The organism is Dyella sp. SG609, from assembly GCF_012275375.1.
Lineage (GTDB): Bacteria > Pseudomonadota > Gammaproteobacteria > Xanthomonadales > Rhodanobacteraceae > Dyella_D > Dyella_D marensis.
The window spans coordinates 1-20,085 of the sequence record NZ_JAAZQJ010000013.1 but is presented as its reverse complement, the minus strand read 5'-3'; the positions used below and the strand labels follow the sequence as shown (position 1 = coordinate 20,085).

The following is a 20,085-nucleotide window of genomic DNA, read 5'->3' as shown; positions in this document are numbered from 1 at the left end:
AGTGTTCCATATTGTCGGTAGTTTTGGAATAACTACCGACGTTTCGGAACAGGCGCTCGTCCGCCCCTGACCCATGGCCCGCCCGCATCAACCCATCGGTTTCACGCCCCAGGCATGCCGCACTCGGCGTATTGAAAAAACACCTCCAACGCCCCGAGTTGCTCCGTGCCAACGATAGCCGCGATATACCCATCCGGCCGCACCAGCACCCACTCCCCCGCGGACACCGCATATCCCGCCCGGAAATGCCCTCCCTCATCGACAAGCTCTGCGCCCTCGCCGACGGTATGGATACGCAGCCCCGCCCGCGCAGCTACGCAAGCACGATCGGCCTCATAACCGAACAACGTCCAATGCGTACCTTTAAGCAAATCGAATAGCCGCACCGGCCGGCCGCTGGCGCCACGCATCGGCGCATCGGGGGCGCGGTCGCCGGCGTAGGGGCCATGAAGGCGTTCCGGCCGTTCCAGCGCAAGCACCGAATCTGCGTAGCCAAGATCCAGCTGCCGCACATTGCGCCCACGCCGCATATCCCCTTGCTTCGCCGCGGCAAGCAACTGCGTGGAAAGACCGAGCACCTCCGCAGCAACGGGGCGACGCTCCTGCTCGTAGGTATCGAGCAACGCATCTTCTGCACCGTTCAGCACCGCGGCCAGCTTCCATCCAAGGTTGTAAGCATCCTGGATGCTGGTATTGAGGCCTTGGCCGCCGGTCGGCGGATGGATATGCGCCGCGTCGCCCACCAGAAACACCTGCTGCACGCGATACCGATCGGCCAGTCGCGCATTCATCTGATAAGCCGACGCCCACGAAACGGATTTCACCAGCAAGTCGCCGCGCCCGGATCGATCGTGCAGCATCGCGGTGAGCCCGGCGGCGGAGAGATCGACCTCGCCTTCCAACGGTATCGGCGCCTGGATCTGGAACAGCGCCGTGCCCGCCAGCGGACACACCGCCAGTTGCCGCTCCATCGAGCCGTCGTTGAAGCGATGCCACGCATCGCGTGACAGGCCATCCAGGACGACGTCCGCCACGATGGCGCGCACACCCAGCGTCTTGCCGGGAAAGTCGACGCCCAGTGTTTTACGCACGGAGCTGCGGCCGCCATCGGCCCCGACCAGATACCGCGCTTGCACCACTTCGTCGTTGCCATGCCTGCGCAGGCGCGCCACGACGCCGGCTTCGCCCTGGCTGAAATCGATCAGCTCGCAGCCGAACTCCGGGGCGTGTCCCAGCTCGCAAAGGCGGTCGCGAAGAATGGCCTCGGTGAGGTACTGAGGAAGCATCTGCGGCAACGCATAAGGCTCAGCGGGCGTCGGCTCCGCGCGCTCGACCACCTCCGATTCGGTATGGCTGCCGTCGCTGCGGTATTCGCGCACGGCCGGATACAAGCCGCCGGCCGCGATGATCCGGTCCACGATGCCCAAGTCCTCGAAGACCTCAAGCGTGCGTGGCTGTATGCCCTTGCCGCGCGAACCGTGGAATGGGCTGTCCATCTTCTCCACCAGGCGGAAGGCGATGCCCCGCCGCGCCAGCTCGATGGCCAGGGTGAGTCCGGCGGCGCCGGCGCCGCAAATCAGCACGTCGATCTTCGAATGACTGGTCATGACTGCTCCAATATGTGTAAAGTGCACATAACTGGAGCGAGCATATGCCAAGCAAAAAGAATGTGCAAGATGCACATATATCGACTCAGCTGCGCAACCTGCACGGCGCACTGATCACCATCATCAGCGTGTTCAACCGGCCGGACCGCGACGAGGCGATGATCGAGGAGGCCGGCATATCGCTGGACCGCGCCCTGTTTCCGCTGCTGGTGCTGGTCGAGCGCCTGGGGCCGATCGCGGTGGGCGAGCTGGCCGGGCGGGTAGGGCGCGACTATTCGACGGTGAGCAAGCAGGTGGCCAAGCTGGAAGCGCTGGGGCTGGTCAGCCGCCAGGCCGGCGCGACCGACCGCCGGGTCACCGAAGCCAGCATTACGCCGAAAGGCAAAGTGATGACGGACGCCCTTGACGCGGCGAGAGAGCGTTTCGGCCGCGCGCTTTTCGCGGACTGGGCGCCGGGCGAAATGGACGAACTGGTTCGCCTGCTGCAGAAGTTTGCGCACGACATCGATGCGCTGAAATGAATAAACGGGGACGGGTGCAGTTATCCCGACTTAACCAAGCGCGTTCCTTTTCCGTCTATCAATTCGAACTCACCTTGAAATCCAAGGTGACGTCGGCCGCCGCCGGCTGCGGCGAATCGATCGACGTTTCAAAATGCCCGCCGAGCCGATTGCCGGACGGATCCTCCAGCGTGCCGTGCACCATCAGCCGATAATCCCCTGCCTTCCACGCCGCGTCCGGCGTAAACGTCCACGTCGTTTCGCCATCCCGTAATTGCCGCTCGCCCTCGACCAAGTGATCGCCGGCATCGACGACCGCCAGATAACCGGCATCCCGTCCATCGATGGGGCCATCCAGGCTGACCATAAACGGCTCCCGCGTACCGGGCCGCACAGTCGAGAGCTTCCACGCCGCAGCGACCGGGCCGTTTTCATCCACAGGACCGATATGCCACCGCTTGATGGGGCGCCCATCGAAGCTAAGCACGACGTCCTCGCCCTCGCTCAGGATCGGCCCCTGCCGCTCGCGCGCGATCAAGCCGGTTTTTACGCGGCCGGGATGGAACAGCAAGGTCAGCACCTTTCCATCGGGCGACCACAGCTCCTGCTGCAGAAACGGCTCCTGCAATAAACGCCCGTCAGCACGCGAAAGCGCGATCCGCGGCAACGCCGCGCCTTCGATCGGCGCGGCGAACACCACCGACAAGCGCAGCAGATTGGTCGGCACCTCGGCACCGGAAGGCTGCACGGCGACAACCTCCGGCGCCGGCTGCGCGGCTTGTGCGGCGGCGGGCAAGGCGGCGGCAAGCACCATGCCGCCGATCAGCAATCGCCAGCGCATGGCTTTAATCCGACGCCTTGATCAAATCGGGAAAGCCCTCGTCCTTCAGCAGGATGTCCTGCCGCGGCTTGATGTATTTCTGCTGGAACGCATTGCCCTTGAAGCTGAAGTTCCGGAAGGCGTATTCGGAGATATGGTCCGACAGGCGGAAGCTCAGGTCCTTGCCCATCGACACCAGCTGCAATGCGTCGTGCTGCAGATCGCGGCGGACCATGACGAACGACTTGTCGTCCAGGTTATCCAGCCGCATCACGCCGGCCAGCGGCGCCTGCGCCATATTCAGCCCTGCGATCTGGCCGAACGGCACCTGCTTCTCGATGCCCGGCCCCATGCGCGCCGCATCCAGCTCCGACACCGGGATGACGTTCGACACGCGGTTGTAGTTCACCAGCATCAGGTACTCGCGGGTCTGGCCCTGCTCGGTCTGCGAATAGGCGACCATATCGGCCGGCGTATTGCCGTAGCCGAGCTCGCCGACGGTCTTGCCGCGGATATGCGCGCCGTCCTTCAGCTCGTCGAGGGGGATGATGACCAGCGGCGTACACGTATAGGCCGCCACGAGATACGGCTTGCCGCCAAGCTTGGCGAAACTCATGGCGCGGATGGGCGCGCGCGTTTCGATCAGATTGTGTCCGCCGTGGAAGATTTCGATAGAGGTGATCGACTGCCTGGCGTCGAACGGATAATGAATCCGCCGCAGCGTCGAGGCGAAATCCTGGTTGGAAAGCCCCGCCACAAACAGCTCGCCGTCGCGCCACTTCATGTCGGTGACGGTGAAGCTGCGCTCCGGCATGTCCTTCCAGAACTTCTCGTTGCCGGTGGGCGCATCGCGCAGCGCCACCGAGGTGCCTTGTGCGGCCTTGAGGTCGACGCGGCGCGCCTTCTTGTCGCTGGTGACGGCGAACAGCGCCGGCGTCTTGTCGGCGCCATAGCTGACGGCAACATAGACCTCCCCGGTGCCGGGGCGCGCGGCCATATCCTCGGCGGCAACCCTGGCGCCGCCCACCTGGTCGGACAGCAGCTGCTCCAGATCGAGCACGTTGAACACTGCACCCGCCGGTTGGCGCGCAGGCGGCGCAAGCTTGATCGCGTGTACTTCGGCAGCTTTCCAGTCGGCGACGAAAAGCACACCATCCGGACCGAAGGCGAGTCGCGAGATGGATTTGACGTCCGCAGCCGACGCGTTGATGGACAGGCCCAGCAGGCAGGCCGTGGCGAGAGTGGAAAGGCGCATGAGTTACCCCTTGGTACGACAGTGAAATGAAGCTCCGGCAGGCCGGAGTCATTGCCCGTATTGGCTTGCACGTTCGGCAAGGCGGGGCCGGGTATTGCCCTGATTCGCGCCGATGCTAGGCGGGGTGGCAGGGCGACGAGTAGGCGCGCGAACCGAATCACGGTGGTGATCGGTGGGCATCAATGACGCTTCACGGGGGGTAATGTTTTTCGATTGACGTGTAGCCGGAGCGCAACACAGAATCCTGCGTTCGCCCTGCCGCGGGTGTCCATGAGCAGTCACGCCTTATGAAGCATGCGCCACCCGGATACGCGTGCCCGTTCTGCGGTATTGCCGCAACGCTTCCGTCGCCTGCGCTGGAATCAGCCGTTGTGCTGGTGGATACCAACGTGTTCGCGCTGGTACCCACGCATCACTACGCCGGCATCAAAGGCAACTGCCTGGTGGTGCCGCGGGGCCACTACGAGAACGTGCTGGATATGCCCGACGAGCTGGGCAGCGACTTCTTCCGCGCCACACGCCGCCTGGCGCTCGCCATGCGGAACGCCTTCGGATGCGAAGGCATCTCCACGCGCCAGCACAACGGCCCCGCCGGCAATCAGGATGTGTGGCACTACCATCTGCATGTGTTTCCGCGCTACTCGAATGATGGGTTGTATGGGGGGCGGAAGGTGCCCTACGCCATCGAGGAGCGGATGCAGTTGGCAGCGAGTCTTCGGGCTGCGTTGAGCTGAAGGTAACGGTTGTCCGGTGTAGATGCCGTGGCGCGTAATCGCCCCGCCGCACCATGCGTTATGTCAGCGATGCGGAGGATGGCCTCCACGAGGAGCGGGCATGAATCGCTATATCCTGCGAATGATGGGCACGTTGCTGGTGTCTGCGTGCTTCGGAAACAGCATTGCCCAGGCATGCGACGTGCCAGCGCCGCTCAAGTCGATCGACCCACCCGGCTTCTACGACGACCCGACGGGCTACACCCAAGCCGTCAAGCCCATGCGGGACTACATCGCCAAGCTCAATCACGCCGCCGACAGCGGCCAATGGGCCTGCACCATGGATCTGCTCGATGCCTGGGCCCGCGCCGATGCATTGATGGGGCCGATCACCGGTTACCAGGGTTATTACGAGCGCTCATGGGCGGGCACCGACTTCGCCCTGGTGGAGTGGCGCCTGCCGGCGGAAGTCAGGCATGCCAACCCTGGCCGCCTCAACGCCATCAACCAATGGCTGGAGCACATCGCCGTTGCCACGCGCGACGCGGACGCCATCAATCATCTGCACAACAACCTGGTGTACTGGGCGGGCTTGAACCTGGTGGCCACCGGAACGGTGGCGCATCGGCCGGAGCTGATCGACGCCGGCCTGGCGCGCGCGAGGGAAGGTATCCGCGATATCCGCCCGGATGGCTCACTGGAGCGCGAAGTGAAACGTGGCGATCGCGCGCTGCATTACCACACGTTCGCACTGATCCCACTGGTGTTCACCGCCGAGCTGGCGCGGCAGCAGCATATCGATCTGTATCAGGAGAACGGCCGCGCCATCGGCCGCCTGGTTGATCTCGTCACCGATGCGGTCATCGATCCGGCGAGCTTTGCGAAGATCACGCCGGTCAAGCAGAAACTGTTTCCGTGGACATTCCAGGACGAGCTGGCGTGGATGGAACCCTACTATGCGCACACCAGGGATCCGCGACTGCCGGCGTTGATCGCGCCGCGGCGGCCGATCAGCGAGTGGCGATTGGGCGGCGACGTGTCGGCTGCGTGGGGTGTGGCGTTGTAGCTAACGAGCTAACAGCTAACGGGGACGAGTGCAGTTATGCCGATTTAACTGCACCCGTCCCCATTAAAAAATCACCGATCGTCACCGCTCAACAGCGACCCCACGATACCGCCCACCAACCCGCCGCCCAGCGTCGCCCGCCCACCACCGCCTTCGCCACTCGGCAGGTACTCCGCGATCTGATGCGCCAACCGCGAAATCGGCAGCGTCTGCAGCCACACGGACCCCGGCCCGGTCAGCACCGCCAGAAACAACCCATCGCCGCCGAACAGCGCATTCTTGATACCTGGCACCGTGGTGATCTGAAAGCTCACCGACGACTGGAATGCGCCGACGTGCCCCGGGTGCACGCGCAGCGTCTCGCCGGGCGCCAGGTCTTTGCGGATCAATTCGCCGGACAGTTCCAGCCACGCCGTGCCATTACCGGCCACCTTCTGCAGCACAAAACCGCTGCCGCCGAAAATGCCCGCGCCCAGCGACTGCTGAAAACCCACGCCGATGGTCACCTGCGGCGTGGCGCAGACAAAGCCGTGCCGGTGCACCATGTATTCATTACCGGGGCCCACCGTCACCGGCACGATATGGCCCGGCACCTTGGTGGCGAACGCCACTTCGCCGGTGGTGCGCACGGCGCGGTATTCGGTCATGAACAGGCTGCCGCCGCCGACCACGCGCTTGAGCGCGCCGAACAGGCCGCCGCCGCCGCCCATCTGGGTGTGGGTGCTCATCTGGATCGATGAGGTCATCCAGGAAAGCTCGCCGCTCTCGGCAAAGATGCTTTCTTCCGGCGCGAGCTGTACTTCCAGTACGGGCATGACGGTGCCCTGGATGCGTGTCTGCATATGGTGTTCTCCCTGGCGATGGAATGGCTGGCGGTTGGCAAAAAGACCGTAGCGGCGATGGTCCGCGCTTTTTGTGTCGGGTGGAATGTGTCTTTTGGAGCGCAAGAAAATGCGCCTTGAGCTGGGCTATGGCATTGCCTGAAAAGCGCTTTTGGCATTTACCCGGCACGCCAAGGCGGGCGCTCCCTCCAAGGCACTGTATGCAGCGCCCAACTGCGGCGATGCTATGCGGGCCGGAAACATGGAAACCGGCACGACACGGGAAGACGGTCCTGGTGCGCCAACGCGATAAAGCGCTATCAGGCACATCACTCAACAGGGGGTTTTTATGTCGACGACGACCGGGGTCAATCCTCAAGTCACCGATGCGGTAACGCAGGCCAATACCCGCGGCACCGCCACTACCGGCAATGCGCCCGCCATGGCGCTGGGTTATCTCTACCAGGCCACGGCAAACGCGCTGTCCGTTGCCGCGCATACCGCCGTTGTCAGCCAGCAGCAACAGGACATCCTGGCGCAGGCGGCGACGACGCAGGGCATCATGCAGATCTACTCGCTCGATACGGCGACCACCGGCGTTGCGACGGAGCATCCGTTGGAGCAGCCGTCTGCCGCGGCCGCGGTTGCCCTGCACGAGATCTCCGCGCCTGTCACGCAGTTGAGCGTGTTGCCGAACGCGCATGGCATCGATAACGCCGAGCCGTGGTGCCATGCCGCGCTGGAGTTGATGGGTACGGTGGCCAGCACCTTGCACGCGTTCCAGAAGGTGACGGAGGAGAGCGGCATGGCGGCGATCCGGCAGGCGGCGACGGCGTCCGTGCTGATCCATATGATCAAGTCGCCCGATCAGCTGGAGCAGTATCAGAAGATTCTGAAGGTGATCGAGGAGCTTTGACGCGGCATTGCGCAGTGTCTACGCATTTGCCATCGGATGTGTCCGAAAAGCGCCGCGCATGCTTGCATCGCGCGGTGTTCCTACAGACACGCCGAAGTCGTTTTGATAGTTTGCTTGTGTTGCCCGCGGAGTGACTCGAAGCGCGTCGCGGGCAACCATGGCAGCAATGCTGTGAGAGCGCGGGCCAAGGGTGCTAGGAACACCCCAGGCCCGCTAACCATCACCAACTAGTAAGGAGTTGATCATGGCTAAGCCAGATCATACGGCACTTCTTCGCCCGCCGATTCCCATGGCGGCAGCTTCACCGCCCATCCGGGTTGTCCGAGCAACACGCGGACACGGTTGACGAGACGGGACTTAAGAGTTTTCGCAGGAAAGATTCCTAGCCGTGAAACCCGGCGCGTTGCCTTGCGCAACGGCGGAAGCTGCTGAACCCGTCATCCACTTCCTCAATCAAGCCGCCCGGGGCTCATGTTTTGAGTTGCCGGTGAAACCCGAGTCCGTATGGTCGCGGCACGCCGTGCTGTCCGGCGGCGTGCCGTTCTCGGAGCGGGGTGTGGCATATAGCGAAGGAGTTGCTTATGAACAGTGTTCTCGGTGAAGCGTGGATCGTGCGGCACGCTGCTTATTACTCGGATCCGGAGGCGGGGCCGGATGCGTTGTTGAACGATGCAACGGAGTGGTTGCAGTACGCGTATTGCTCCATCCAGGTGCTGGCGGAGTTGGTGCATGAGAGGGGGAGTGTGGATGCCCAGCGGGTGCCGGTGATGTTGGAGGGGATTGGGGTGTTTATTGATATGGGGATGCGGTGTGCGGCGTTGGCGCATTTGAGGATGCAGTGGGAGCAGGTGCGGGAGGACGAGGAGCTTCCGGTGGTGGTGCCGTAGCGGGGTGGTTCCCTTAGTAACTTCAAGAGGGCGGGAGTGAATTAACCCCCGTCCTCTTTTAGCTTGAAACCCAAGAGCGCTTTGGCTTCGTCGGGTTTTATCCAGCGCTTTTCGGATGCGATTAGGCGGTGTATGAGTTTGTGGCAGTTGGCGCAGAGTAGGGCCATGTCGGTTAGGCGCGTCTTGCGCTCGGATGCGGCGGATAGGGGGATGATGTGGTGTGCTTCGAATATGGCTTCGGCGAGTGCGTCAGAGCCGGCTGGGCCTGTTGATCCGCATACCTCACAGGCAAGGCCGCCGGCGGTGCGTCGCGCCTCGATAAGCTGCGGGCGTAGTCCGCGGCTTCGTTCACGACGGTTGTGCACGATGGTCGCAACGCGACCTTCGAAAAACTCCTCGTCCTCTTCTGCTTCCTGGGAAGGCATGGCCTGGGCTGCGGCGATGTTGGCTCGGATGACTTCGGCCATTTGCTTGACTGCCTCAGGACGGGAGTGAAATTCGCTCCATATCTTCCGGTCCATTTGAGAGACGTTGCCTAGGCCATGGCCAGTGGCGACTTGGCGGAGGTTCTGGAGTTTGAAGGCAACGCCGTCGCCGTTGCGGAAGGAATCACGCTTCGAGGCTTCGGAGTGGTAGGGGAGTTGGCGAAGGAGCTCGGAGAGGGCGACTACGCGTGGATCGCGGCCTGAGGGGATTTTTCCGTCGAAGTCGAAGTAGAGATCGAGGGCTAGGATGGTTTCGTCCCTGGTCCAGCTGGGGTTGCCGTGGCCGCTTGTCCTTGCCATTCCCTATTTCCCTAAGAATTTTTCTTAAGACTAATACAGAAGATTCTTAGAGATCACGGTGCATTTATCGCCGCAACTGGGGCAATTGCTAGATCCGAGCGGGGCCTCGAACTAGACGGAGGGGTACGTCGCCTCCCAAGGCCAGCCGAAAGCTACCCATGTCTTACAGCCCCTTCACTTGCATCCGCCCCGTCTTTTAGCCACATTGCGGCCACTGCCAAAGGGAGGGGGCGATATGGGGACCACGGGCGGCAATAATGCACCGTCACCGGCAATTACGTTTCGGCGTCGGCTTGATCGGAGCGTTGATGAGTTAATAGGTCTTTGCAGAGGAATTCTCGCTGACGGCGAGATCAATCAATCCGAAGCGGAGTTTCTATTAGATTGGTTGCACCGGCATCGAGAGTTCAGTAACAGCTTTCCATTTAACGTCCTCTATGGACGTGTCGAAGCAGCTCTTTCAGATGGTGTGCTCGACCAGGAAGAGCAAAAGGACCTCCTAGAGAAGCTGCATTCGGTCGTAGGGGGAGAGCACTGGGACGCCAGCGCTAGCAGGGCCATCTGGGCACCTTTCGATAATCCATCTCCGGTGATTCAGTTTCCTCGGAACGATTTCGTTCTAACGGGGAAGTTCGCGATTGGTCCGAGATTCAAGATGGAATCGTTTATATCCATGGAAGGCGGTTATGTGAAGAATTCGGTCACGCAGAATACCCGCTACCTTGTGATAGGGACATTTGGTTCCCGTGATTGGATGCACTCATCCTATGGGCGAAAGATTGAGGCGGCCGTTGCCATGCAGTCGCAGCGACCTAACTCAATAAGTATCGTGTCAGAGGAGTGCATCCTTGGCTGTCTTACGCCACTCTGATAGTGAAGATAAGAAGCCACCTGTCTCGGGGCTAGCAGGGAAATGGTGATTCGTAGCCTTGGCCTAGCTTCCTTTGAGATCAGCAAACAACCTAGACTAGATTAAGGCATGCCTGACGTCCTATGGGCGTACTTTCTCTTATCGGCAGCTGCACAGGGGCCTCGGATTTCTAGAATTCGAGAGGGAATATCAGCACAGGGAAGCAAAGTCATTGAAGACATTGCCACAAGTTAAGGCGACGCCGGAGCAGTTGCCTATCATTAGCTCTAACAGTTTGGGCGCAGAAGTAATCTGCGGCGCGGCGGGTAGTGGGAAAACTTCTACCGCTTTGCTCCGGTTGAGATCGTTGTGCTTGCTATTCGGGGCTAGGCGCAAGCGCGAAGGATCTCGGGAGCCAATACGAGTGCTCGTGCTGACTTTCAATCGCACGCTGGCCGGTTATATTGCTGCGCTTGCCAAAGAGCAGTTTGATGCGCAATTTAAAGTCGAGTTGACCGTAGATACTTTTGCTCATTGGGCATCACAGCATCTTGGTGGTCCTGTCATTCATGACGCCGAAGCGAGGCGCTGTCTTCAGAGACTAGGAGAAAGACTTCCTCCTCTGACAGCGAAGTACGTAGCTAAAGAGGCAGACTACTTGTTAGGTCGGTTTGAGCCAGATCAGGTCGATCTGTATCTGACGTCAGAGCGAACTGGTCGCGGTAATCGTCCGCGTATTGAATTAGGTACAAAGCGGAGGATTCTGGATGAAGTCATCCGGCCTTACATGGAGTGGCTCAGAAGTAGAAAATTTATTGACTGGAATAGTCTTGCCGTGATGATGAGAGGAAAGGCCTCACTTAACTACGACGTTGTTGTTGTTGATGAGAGCCAAGATTTTTCTGCGAACCAGTTGCGAGCCATACGCCAACATTTAGCAAGAGATCATTCAATTACTTTCGTCATCGATACTGTTCAGCGTGTCTACGCGCGCGGCTTCACATGGGCAGAGTGTGGTTTTCAAATTCAGCCGGGGCGTTCTCACACGTTACGCTCGAATTACAGAAATACCGCCGAAATCGCCCAATTTGCTGCAGGTATCTTGCAAGGGATAGCGGTCGATAGTGACGGAGCTCTTCCCAATCTTGCTACAGCAAGTCGTCGTGGTTCCTTACCAATTGTTTTGAGAGGAAGCTATGTTCAACAGGTTTCCTGGGCAATTGAGTGCATTCGACAGAACGTGAATCTCGCGGAAGAGTCAGTTGCGTTTCTTAAACCGCTTGGAGGTGGTTGGTTTGAGGAACTCGAAAAGCGTCTAACGACCGCGGGGCTTCCTTATGTGGAGCTCACGCGCGAGTCACATTGGCCAGAGGGTCCAGAGAATATTGCAATCTGTACTTTTCATTCATCCAAGGGTCTTGAATTTGATCACGTGTTCATTCTTGGTCTCAATGGCGAGAACACGTTGCATGATGCTCCTGAGGTTGACGACGAAATCGTAGTACTTCGTAAGCTTCTGGCTATTGCAATCGCGCGCGCAAGACAAACTGTGACGATTGGTTATAAGCCGGGCGAGGAATCTAAGCTGATTCAATTTATGCAGCCGAATACCTTCCAGGTAGTGGATCTATGACTGTGAAAGATGCTTTGCTGCGGAAAAATATCAGCGAAGTTCTGCACTTCACTACAAATCGTGGGCTGGTTGGAGCGCTTGCCGCTAGAGCGCTTCTGTCCCGAGCGCAGCTGCCTAAAGAAAAACTACTTGAGCATGTTCTTCATCTCAACTCGCAATATCGAGCTGAAGCTCAGCCTTATTTTGATAAGCAGGAGCATTGGCTCGACTTTGTCAATCTCTCGATTAGCGCCGTCAATAGTAGGTTCTTTTCTATATCGAGGCGGTGGCATTTGCACGAGGATATATGGTGGACAATCTTAAGCTTCGATAGTGTCATAGCTACGCACGACGGCGTAAGATTTGCGACCACTAATAATTCTTACGAACATTGTGAGAGAGGTCATGGGGAGGCTGGCTTCGAACAGCTTTTTAAGCCTTCCATCAGTTGTAAGGGAAGCTGGGTGGTGTATCGAAAGAACCGCCCCTCCAATCTACCAACATGCGAGCAGGCCGAAATCCTTTATCCGCGGAGTCTATCGATCGACTATCTTCGCAAAGTCTATGTAGCAAACACCGAAGCGCAGGACATTGTCGTAGGATGGCTCGAGGAATTTGACGTCAAAGATGTTCATGCAGTTGTCGAACCAAGCAAGTTCGAAGGAATACCCAATCGATGACCAGCAGGCAGGTTGAAGGCGCGATGAATTCGGCAACAGGCGGTACAGCTCTCGAAGCTAGGATCATTTCATCCGCACTTTGGGCTGCGGCTGGTGATGCCATTGGCTGGATTACCGAGCTAAGCAATGGGCCGAACACTGTGAAGAAGAGGATCGGCAAGGAGCGGGTGTCGGCAACTGCTCCTTGGGTTAGGCATGTAGGTGGTCTAGCTGGCCCCAAAATTCCGCTTCCGGCTGGCACGTATTCTGATGACACGCAGCTAAGGCTCGCAACTTCTAGGTCAATCCGGGGAGATGGTGAATTTGACCCAGAAGCCTTCGCCAAGGTTGAACTCACTGTGTGGCCGGCTTATGCACTGGGCGGCGGTAGAGGTACAAAGGCGGCAGCTACTAATCTTGCTCGGAGAAATGTTAATTGGTTTTCTAATTTTTATGATGTTAAGGGGTCTCGTTACTTTTCGGGTGGCGGTAATGGCGCCTGCATGCGGATTCAGCCTCATGTTTGGTCCCACCAGCCAAACCGATCAAAAAGAGATCTTCTCCTAGATGTTTTACGTAATGCGCTGATTACGCACGGGCATCCTCATGGTTTCCTCGGAGCCATGTTTCATGCGCTTGCGTTGGCGGACGCCCTTTTCACAGGAAGAATTTTCGCTCCCGAGCACTGGGGGCGATATGTAGACTGGTTTGCAGAAGCGCCGTCACTAATCCTGGCGGACCCCCAGTTGTCAACGTTCTGGCTCTCAGCTTGGGAAATTGAATTCGGGAGCACATTAGAAAGCGCGGTAACAGCGGCTCGGAGTGAGGCAATCAAAGATGTCGATGAAGTGGTTGCCATTTTGAGCGACAGCAGTGAGCCAGATATTAAGTATCACCGAGTGCTAGAAGTACTAGGATGCCTAAATCCTGATTACCGCGGCTCTGGCTTAAAGACGTCGATCGCGGCTTGCGCACTTGCGTGGATTTTTCGTGACGGAGGCATCGAAGAAGCTCTTATTCTGGCGGCAAATGAGCTCGATAGTGACACGGACACAATTGCCACCATGGCTGGAGCCATCTTGGGGGCCACTAAAGATCAGGCCTTGTGCTGGGTGATCCAGGATAAAGACTACCTGTTGTATGACGCTGAGCGTTTGGCTGCAATCGGTAGAGGTGAGCTACGAGAATCATTTAAATACCCGGACTTGTCCACTTGGCATGCTCCGTCTACTCAAGCGAGTGTCGTTGGCCAGTACCAAGATCAACTTGCACTGGCAGGCCTTGGTACTGCGCAGCCTATTTCAGATGAGTACGTGGGTGCGGACGGCATCTGGCAATGGTTGATGCTTGCTTTCGGTCAGACGGTCCTGGCCAAGCGAAAGAAAGTACTGAGCAAAAAGATTGCGCGAAGCCAAATGCCGGGGCGTGGTTCCAGTGTTGATGTCTCTAGTTCGTCTACAAAAGAGCCGAAAGCGGTGCATCAACATTTGAATCCGATAGCCATCGATGCTCCGGGTCTTCCCTTCGATCTTGCGCCACTTGAACCACCTCCCAAAGAGAGTGCCGAAGAGAGTATCGATCGCTGGACGGAGATTGTTATTAATAGCAAGTTTGATGACAGAGAGCTTGGGAAATACTTAAATCGCTGCATTGACTCGGGCGGATCAATCGAAAGCGCCGTTGCCTTTGCATCTATTATTGCAAAGGCGAAGCTGGCTCGAGGGCGAAAGAGATAGGTAGCGACGCGTTACAACGTTGCAGTTACAGGTAGTGACTAGAGCCTAGGAGTGGTATGGCGAACAAGATTGGTTTTTTCTTTACTGGTGACGAATTGTTAACTGTGGCGGGGGCACTCCGGGGGCTTTCCATTGCTCTGGAAGATGATGAAGACGCACAGGGATACGACGTCGAACAAAGTAGACTTCTGGACGCATTTGCTCAGAAGTTGCTGGATATATGGAATGGAAATCCGAAGACCGTTTACGAAGTAACTGAGCACTGCTGAGCGAATGGATTTTAGGTTTCGGGCTAAGATCTTAATGTAGCTAAAGTTGCCTCGAAGATACCAGCCTGAGCCATTTGCGGAACTGAAAACACGGTCCATAGAGGCGGGCTCAATTCACCCTGACGAGCCTTGAGTGCTTGAACGGCGAGGCCGCGAAAAGCCGGGGCGGCGAACGCTGGGGGCGTTTCCTTTTAGCGAGGTGGACCCTCGCTAGAAGGTCGGAGGCAGTTTAACTAGCTCAGAGGATGTCAGTTTCGGCTGCCTTAAATGTCGCAAGACGCCGTCGCCCCTTGGTGACCAGATCACAAGGGAATCCTCCTCGATTTCTATGCCTTGCTTAGCAATAAACCATTCATTGCGTCACGAGCCAGGCGGCAACCAAACATCCCCCTTCGCCATGCCCAGCAACGCCATGTAAGCCCCAATGTGCTGATAGCCAACCTGCCGATCAAAGTCATTACCATCGTGCTGAATCAGCCCCTTGTTGGTCGTCCCGGTGTGCTGATCTTGCCCTTCGCTCGGCTGCTGATAGTTCAAGAACTGCAGAAACCCGTAGTTTTTGTTGATGCCATCCTGGATGCTCTGTGGCGTGTCGATATCAGGCTCGTAGATATTCAGGATGTTCTTGATGGTGCTGGCGCTCCAAGCGTCCGGCACCATGTCCTTGGTGTTGAAGACTCTGGTTGAAAGCCCCTTCATGCTCTTGTTGAAGTAATCGGCGAACTGCTCGTTTCCCGCCGTCGGCGCGGCAAACGTAAAGCAGCCCACGGTCGCCGATGGCAGCTCCGCCTTCAGATAAAGCGACAGAACCGAGGCCAGGGCTCCGCCGAGGCTGTGCCCCACGACGGTGACTATGCCGCCATTGGCTACATGGTTTGTCAGGTAGCCAAGCAAGCGGCCGCCCAGGGGGATGATGCCTTTGAGGATGTTCTGCACACCATCCATCGCACCGTTCGATATGGAAGTGCCCCACGGCGCCGAAGAGATCAGGCCGCTCAGTGCCGTCTGACCGATATCTTTATCCTCGACATTGACGTCGTACGCCGACTGGGGACCCATCGGAGCAATAGATCGTGGGTGGAGGTGAATCTCAAGGCATTACTGAAGTGAAGCGTCCACGTGCTAATTCATTCCCAGTCACTCGGAAGTTGTGTTGTTTCTTTACGTCTATGGATGCATCTTGGAATCCAAGATGCCTATTCCTATATCGCGAAGCTCGCGCTCCAACTCATGGTGATCGGCGGCATTGATCCGGCCTAGCGAGAAACTGGCCTTATCGACATAACGCCGGAGATGTTGCGTGGGGGAAAGCCGCTCGATCATTGGCAATAGAGCTTCTGCTCGTTGCACCCTTTCTTTGGATGGCTTCGTCAACCAAGCGCCTTTCAGTTCGGGCGTATGAAGGAAGTCTTTGGAGACGGAATCCCCGATGCCCGGATCGTTCACATGGACGGAAATCTGGTTGCCGCATTGATCGCACTCCCAGGCTTCGATGGATCCGAGCTTTTCCGTGACGCGCCAACTCTGGGCATCGCACTTATCGCACTTCATGCATCCCCCTGACCTTCATATAGGCCTCGGCGAGCCGACCTCCGGCCCGCTTGAGGTTAGCCTCCGATACCCCGGCATAGCTAAGCACTAATGTCACATGCTCAGGCAAAGTTTGATGGAAGCGCTCCGCAGAACGAATACGCACTCCACGTGCCAACGCTTCTGTCACCAATGCCTCTGTCGCACCACGGGCCAATCGCGGCAGTCGTAAAAACAACGATCCCCCCGCCACCGACCCCATCACCTCCATCTCTTCCCCAAGCCTCCCTTGCAGCGCCCCAAGCAACGCCCGATGCCTCGGCGCCAACCGATGCGCAATCCTCCGCAAATCCCTCAAGTACTGCCCACTCCCGATACACATCGCCAGCACATGCTGCTGCAGCGAAATACTCCCCCGGTCCGCCAGCCACTTCACCGCCAGAAACCGCTCCCGCAACCCCCGCGGCACCAGCATGTAGCCCAGCTGCAAGGCCGGAAACATCGAGCGCGCAAAGCTGCTCACATGAATCACCCGCCCATGGCGATCCAGCGACCACAGCGTGGGGCAGGTGCGCACCCCGAACCGGTGCTCGCAATCGAAATCGTCCTCCACCAGGCACGCATCGTGCGCATACGCCCATTGCAGCAAGGCCCTGCGCCGCTCCTCCGACATCACCACGCCGGTGGGAAACTGGAACGACGGCGCCACGTTCACCAGCCGCACGCCATCCAGCGCCGCCGCATGCCGCTCGATATCCATGCCCTGCGGCCCCACCTGGCACGGCACGATGCGCGCGCCCATCGCCTCGTAGGTGTGGCGCACGCTCCAGTGGCAGGGTTCCTCCACGCCTACGGCGTCGCCTTCGTCGAGCAGCACGCGGGCGATCAGGTCGCGGGCCTGCTGGGCGCCGCTGACGATCAGGATGTCGTCCGGGTCCACCTCGATGCCGCGTTCCACACTTAAGTACCCGGCCACGGCCTTGCGCAGGGCGATGGCGCCTTGCAGCTCGGGGAAGTCCGGCGCGTCGCGGCTGCGCAGCAGCGCCGTCAGGTTCTGCATCCAGGCCTTGAGGCTGCGCGGGTCGGACTTCACGCGCGGTTGCGCAAGGTCGATGACGTCGCCGTCGAAGGCAGGCGTTTGCGCCTCGGGCACGGCAGGCAGTGCGGCGCGCCGGGCCAGGCGGGACAGCCGCGGCGCTGGCGGCGCTTCCACCTGTGCCTCCACCGGCGCGCCGCCCGCGGGCACGCCGGCGGCGCGCACGCACACATAGGTGCCGCTGCCCGAGCGCGATTCCAGATAACCCTCGCTTTCCAGCTGGTCGTAGGCCATCAGCACCACGGTGCGGGAAACCCCCAGGGCCACGGCCATCGAGCGGCTGCCGGGCAGGCGGGCGCCCGGCTGGAAGCGGCCCGAGTCGATATCCCGCCGGATGGCATCGGCGAACTGGGCGTACATCGGTTCGTCGTGCTGCCGCCTGTTGGCCATCTTTAAGCGCTCCGCGGCGGCTGCAAGTGGTCATATCGAAAAAGCGCGCGACCGGTCATTTACGACCCCGCCCGCCGTGAAGAATGATCATGCCACGGCTGGCAGGACGCCCCTCGCAGGCGCGCCGCCGCCACCGCCCGCATCGGGCAGCCCAACGGGGGAATCGCAACTTATCGCTACTTACGACACCGGGCCACGGCCTGGCGGCGCGGTGCGCTCGCGATTTGCCCGTGCCTGGTCTTTGGGGAGGCCGGCGGCTGCGGCGGATGCCACGGCGGTGCGCACGTGTCCGGCATGTCATGACTTAATCGAGGAAGCATCGGTATGAAGCGTTTTACCTTGTCTATGCGCAAGCTGGCGGTGCTGATCGGTTGCGTGCTGTGTCCGGGGCTGGCCAGCGCGCACGGCATCGACGACCACAGCGGCGACCCGGCCTACGCCAGGTACTACCAGCAGCCGGTGAGCTGGGGCGCTTGCCCGCCTTCGCTGTTTACCGACGGCAGCACCATCCAGTGCGCGCTGGTCACGGTGCCGCAGGATTGGGCCGACCCGAGCCAGGGCGACATCACCATCGGCATTTCCAAGCCGCTCAACCCGCCGGCGTATTCCCGCCTGCTGCTGGTGAACGGCGGCGGGCCGGATAACTCCAGCGCGTCCATGGCAGAGATGTTCGAGCAATGGCAACCGCAACTTCAGGTTGACCACCTGGTGGTTGGCGTCGACTTGCGCGGCGTGACCGACGGCCTGGGCACCCAGGTGAGTTGCGACTACGCCCCGCGCAGCGGCGCCGAGAACTTCATGGACGGCGACAGCCGCAACCCCACGCCCGCCAGCCTGCAGGCGCAGCAGGATTGGTGGAACCGCTCGATGCGCGCGTGCCTGCAGCAGCACGGGGCTTTCCTCAAGGGCATCACCACGCCCAACCACGTGCGCGACTTGAACCTGGTGCGGGCCATTCTGGGTTTCCAGCATGCGGACCTGTTCGCCGTGTCCAGCGGCACCGGCCTGATGGCGTATGCCAGCCGCATGTTTCCCGACAAGTTCGAGCGCGTGGTGCTCGACAGCAATATGAACTGGTCGCACCTGGACTGGCAGCAGCAGGCGCTGCAGCGCATGTCGATGGACCAGCTCAATCTGCAGCAGGCCTTTATCCCTTTTATGGCGCGGCACAACGACCAGTTCCACATGGGCACCACGCCGCAGCAGGTGATGACCACTTTCCAGCGCATCTACCAAGCCACCTCGCAGCACCGCATGGGCAGCGTCACGCCGGACCAGGCGCTGGGCGCGCTGGATGGCACGGCCATGTGGATCTTCTGGGACCTGCTGGTGGCGCCTTCGCTGAGCGCGATGTCCGATGCGCTGGACGGCGACCCGGCGCATATCGCCACGGCCGAACAGATCGCCTCCATGACTTACGCCGACCTGCGCGTGCTACCCAGCTTCAACCCGATGAGCGCCGCCCTGCAGTGCAACGATTCCGGTTCCACCGACCGCCGCAGCATGGCCCGCAAGATCGCTGATACGCATAAATACTGGGGGGTAGGCGCGTCGACCATGGAGGACCAGTGCCAAGGATGGCCCTGGGCACCGGCCATCGACCCGCTGCTGGAACTGCGGACGAAGGTGCATGGGTTGATGGTGCAGGGGGAGTTCGATCCGTCGACGCCGTATGGGGAGGCGCTGGTGGATCGGCTGTGGAATGGGAATGCGGCGCCGATGGTGTTTATCGATAACACGGCCACGCATGGGGCGATTTTCGATGACAACGCGTGTGTGGTGGCGGCGGAGTTCGGGTATTTGAATACTGGGGTATTGCCGAAGCGTGATGTGATTTGCCAGGCGGGGCCGATGCATTCGTTTGGGATGCGGGATGGTGTGGCGTACCAGTACGGTTATCAGGCCCTGGGGCCATGGCTGCCGCTGCCGCCGGATGTGGGGCAGGTGAGTTGGGTGTTGGCGCCGTAGAGCTTTTAGCCCCTCTCCCAATGGGAGAGGGGTTGGGGTGAGGGTACGGGCGAAGCGCAAGAGTGATGCACACCGCTCCGCCCGAACCCTCATCCGGCTGCCGCCACCTTCTCCCGGGGGGAGAAGGGCTTCAACTTGAGTGTTGAGGAATATCGCGGCGCCGGTAGTGCCTCGACGCTAAGCCCCTCTCCCTCCGGGAGAGGGGTTGGGGTGAGGGTACGGCCGGAGCGCAAGAGTGACGCACACCGCTCCGCTCGAAACCTCATCCGGCTACCGCCACCTGACCACATTGTCAGAAAAGCGCGATCCAGGGATTTCTACTGCGCCGTGCAAAAAAAGCAGCAATGCTCAATCCAGAAATTCCCAGGTGTCCGCCCCATCGAAGCGCCTGACAACCACCGACTCCAGCAGCGCGGGTTCAAAATTCCGCAGATTGACGCCGTGGCGAGCGCCTGGCTTGAGCTCAATCGGCTCCCAGTGAGTGGCGATACCGCAGATCTTGCATCGCACTGGTACGCCCCCGATTCCGTAGACACCTGATAGTGTCTATTGAGGATCGGAGGATCTATGACCAGCAAACGTTTCACCGACGAGTTCAAGGCTGA

Annotated in this window: 18 protein-coding genes and 1 pseudogene; 11 read left to right on the top strand and 8 right to left on the bottom strand. The window is 59.8% G+C overall.

Annotation, left to right across the window (positions count from 1 at the left end):
• Positions 1 to 101: 101 nt before the first annotated feature.
• A complete protein-coding gene (locus tag FHW85_RS19025) occupies positions 102 to 1,607 on the bottom strand; it encodes an FAD-dependent oxidoreductase (protein WP_168649309.1) in 1,506 nt (501 codons plus the stop codon).
• 44 nt (positions 1,608 to 1,651) lie between these two features.
• Here FHW85_RS19025 and FHW85_RS19020 point away from each other — a divergent pair, with 44 nt between their 5' ends.
• On the top strand, positions 1,652 to 2,128 hold the full coding sequence (locus FHW85_RS19020) for a MarR family winged helix-turn-helix transcriptional regulator (protein WP_168649308.1): 477 nt from the start codon (positions 1,652 to 1,654) through the stop codon (positions 2,126 to 2,128).
• A gap of 58 nt (positions 2,129 to 2,186) precedes the next feature.
• Here FHW85_RS19020 and FHW85_RS19015 read toward each other — a convergent pair whose 3' ends face one another.
• Both FHW85_RS19015 and FHW85_RS19010 read right to left on the bottom strand, forming a co-directional pair.
• Positions 2,187 to 2,948, bottom strand: a complete 762-nt coding sequence (locus FHW85_RS19015; protein ID WP_168649307.1) for a hypothetical protein — start codon at positions 2,946 to 2,948, stop codon at positions 2,187 to 2,189.
• A 4-nt stretch (positions 2,949 to 2,952) separates the two neighbouring features.
• Positions 2,953 to 4,182, bottom strand: coding sequence for a hypothetical protein (locus FHW85_RS19010; RefSeq protein WP_168649306.1), 1,230 nt, complete (start codon positions 4,180 to 4,182; stop codon positions 2,953 to 2,955).
• 287 nt (positions 4,183 to 4,469) lie between these two features.
• Here FHW85_RS19010 and FHW85_RS19005 point away from each other — a divergent pair, with 287 nt between their 5' ends.
• Together FHW85_RS19005 and FHW85_RS19000 are read left to right on the top strand one after the other, a co-directional pair.
• Positions 4,470 to 4,916, top strand: a complete 447-nt coding sequence (locus tag FHW85_RS19005; RefSeq protein ID WP_210427858.1) for an HIT family protein — start codon at positions 4,470 to 4,472, stop codon at positions 4,914 to 4,916.
• Positions 4,917 to 5,016: 100 nt separating this feature from the next.
• The gene (locus FHW85_RS19000) at positions 5,017 to 5,961 is read left to right on the top strand and encodes an alginate lyase family protein (protein WP_168649305.1); all 945 of its coding nucleotides are present in this window, start codon (positions 5,017 to 5,019) and stop codon (positions 5,959 to 5,961) included.
• Positions 5,962 to 6,032: 71 nt separating this feature from the next.
• Here FHW85_RS19000 and FHW85_RS18995 read toward each other — a convergent pair whose 3' ends face one another.
• The gene (locus FHW85_RS18995) at positions 6,033 to 6,803 is read right to left on the bottom strand and encodes a TIGR00266 family protein (protein WP_168649304.1); all 771 of its coding nucleotides are present in this window, start codon (positions 6,801 to 6,803) and stop codon (positions 6,033 to 6,035) included.
• 328 nt (positions 6,804 to 7,131) lie between these two features.
• Here FHW85_RS18995 and FHW85_RS22420 point away from each other — a divergent pair.
• Both FHW85_RS22420 and FHW85_RS18985 read left to right on the top strand, forming a co-directional pair.
• A pseudogene (locus tag FHW85_RS22420) lies at positions 7,132 to 7,392 on the top strand (RebB family R body protein); the annotation flags it as partial.
• Positions 7,393 to 8,279: 887 nt separating this feature from the next.
• Complete coding sequence (locus tag FHW85_RS18985) at positions 8,280 to 8,585, top strand: hypothetical protein (protein WP_168649302.1); 306 nt, start codon at positions 8,280 to 8,282, stop codon at positions 8,583 to 8,585.
• Positions 8,586 to 8,626: 41 nt separating this feature from the next.
• Here the strand turns inward: FHW85_RS18985 and FHW85_RS18980 are convergent, their stop codons facing one another.
• Complete coding sequence (locus FHW85_RS18980) at positions 8,627 to 9,370, bottom strand: HNH endonuclease (protein ID WP_168649301.1); 744 nt, start codon at positions 9,368 to 9,370, stop codon at positions 8,627 to 8,629.
• Positions 9,371 to 9,605: 235 nt separating this feature from the next.
• Between FHW85_RS18980 and FHW85_RS18975 the strand changes: the two genes are divergently transcribed.
• From FHW85_RS18975 to FHW85_RS18955, 5 genes are all read left to right on the top strand, one after another.
• A complete protein-coding gene (locus FHW85_RS18975) occupies positions 9,606 to 10,241 on the top strand; it encodes a BRCT domain-containing protein (RefSeq protein WP_168649300.1) in 636 nt (211 codons plus the stop codon).
• Positions 10,242 to 10,452: 211 nt separating this feature from the next.
• Positions 10,453 to 11,853, top strand: coding sequence for a 3'-5' exonuclease (locus FHW85_RS18970; protein WP_210427857.1), 1,401 nt, complete (start codon positions 10,453 to 10,455; stop codon positions 11,851 to 11,853).
• The gene (locus FHW85_RS18965; protein ID WP_168649299.1) at positions 11,850 to 12,512 is read left to right on the top strand and encodes a DarT ssDNA thymidine ADP-ribosyltransferase family protein; all 663 of its coding nucleotides are present in this window, start codon (positions 11,850 to 11,852) and stop codon (positions 12,510 to 12,512) included. Before FHW85_RS18970 ends, FHW85_RS18965 begins: the two co-directional genes overlap by 4 nt.
• A complete protein-coding gene (locus FHW85_RS18960; RefSeq protein ID WP_168649298.1) occupies positions 12,509 to 14,227 on the top strand; it encodes an ADP-ribosylglycohydrolase family protein in 1,719 nt (572 codons plus the stop codon). Before FHW85_RS18965 ends, FHW85_RS18960 begins: the two co-directional genes overlap by 4 nt.
• 56 nt (positions 14,228 to 14,283) lie before the next feature.
• Positions 14,284 to 14,496, top strand: a complete 213-nt coding sequence (locus FHW85_RS18955) for a hypothetical protein (RefSeq protein ID WP_168649297.1) — start codon at positions 14,284 to 14,286, stop codon at positions 14,494 to 14,496.
• A 360-nt stretch (positions 14,497 to 14,856) separates the two neighbouring features.
• Here the strand turns inward: FHW85_RS18955 and FHW85_RS18950 are convergent, their stop codons facing one another.
• The 3 genes from FHW85_RS18950 to FHW85_RS18940 all read right to left on the bottom strand — a co-directional run bounded on the left by FHW85_RS18950 (position 14,857) and on the right by FHW85_RS18940 (position 17,512).
• Positions 14,857 to 15,555 carry a lipase family protein gene (locus FHW85_RS18950; RefSeq protein WP_168649296.1) on the bottom strand — a complete coding sequence of 233 codons (699 nt, stop codon included), beginning with the start codon at positions 15,553 to 15,555 and terminating at the stop codon, positions 14,857 to 14,859.
• Between the two features lie 108 nt (positions 15,556 to 15,663).
• Positions 15,664 to 16,047 (bottom strand): hypothetical protein, encoded by a 384-nt coding sequence (locus FHW85_RS18945; protein ID WP_168649295.1) that lies wholly within the window; start codon positions 16,045 to 16,047, stop codon positions 15,664 to 15,666.
• Entirely contained in the window at positions 16,034 to 17,512 is a 1,479-nt protein-coding gene (locus tag FHW85_RS18940) for a PLP-dependent aminotransferase family protein (protein ID WP_168649294.1), read from the bottom strand. Before FHW85_RS18940 ends, FHW85_RS18945 begins: the two co-directional genes overlap by 14 nt.
• A 324-nt stretch (positions 17,513 to 17,836) precedes the next feature.
• On the opposite strand from FHW85_RS18940, the gene FHW85_RS18935 reads away from it, so the two are divergent.
• Positions 17,837 to 19,480, top strand: a complete 1,644-nt coding sequence (locus FHW85_RS18935; protein WP_168649293.1) for an alpha/beta fold hydrolase — start codon at positions 17,837 to 17,839, stop codon at positions 19,478 to 19,480.
• The last annotated feature ends 605 nt before the right edge of the window (positions 19,481 to 20,085 follow it).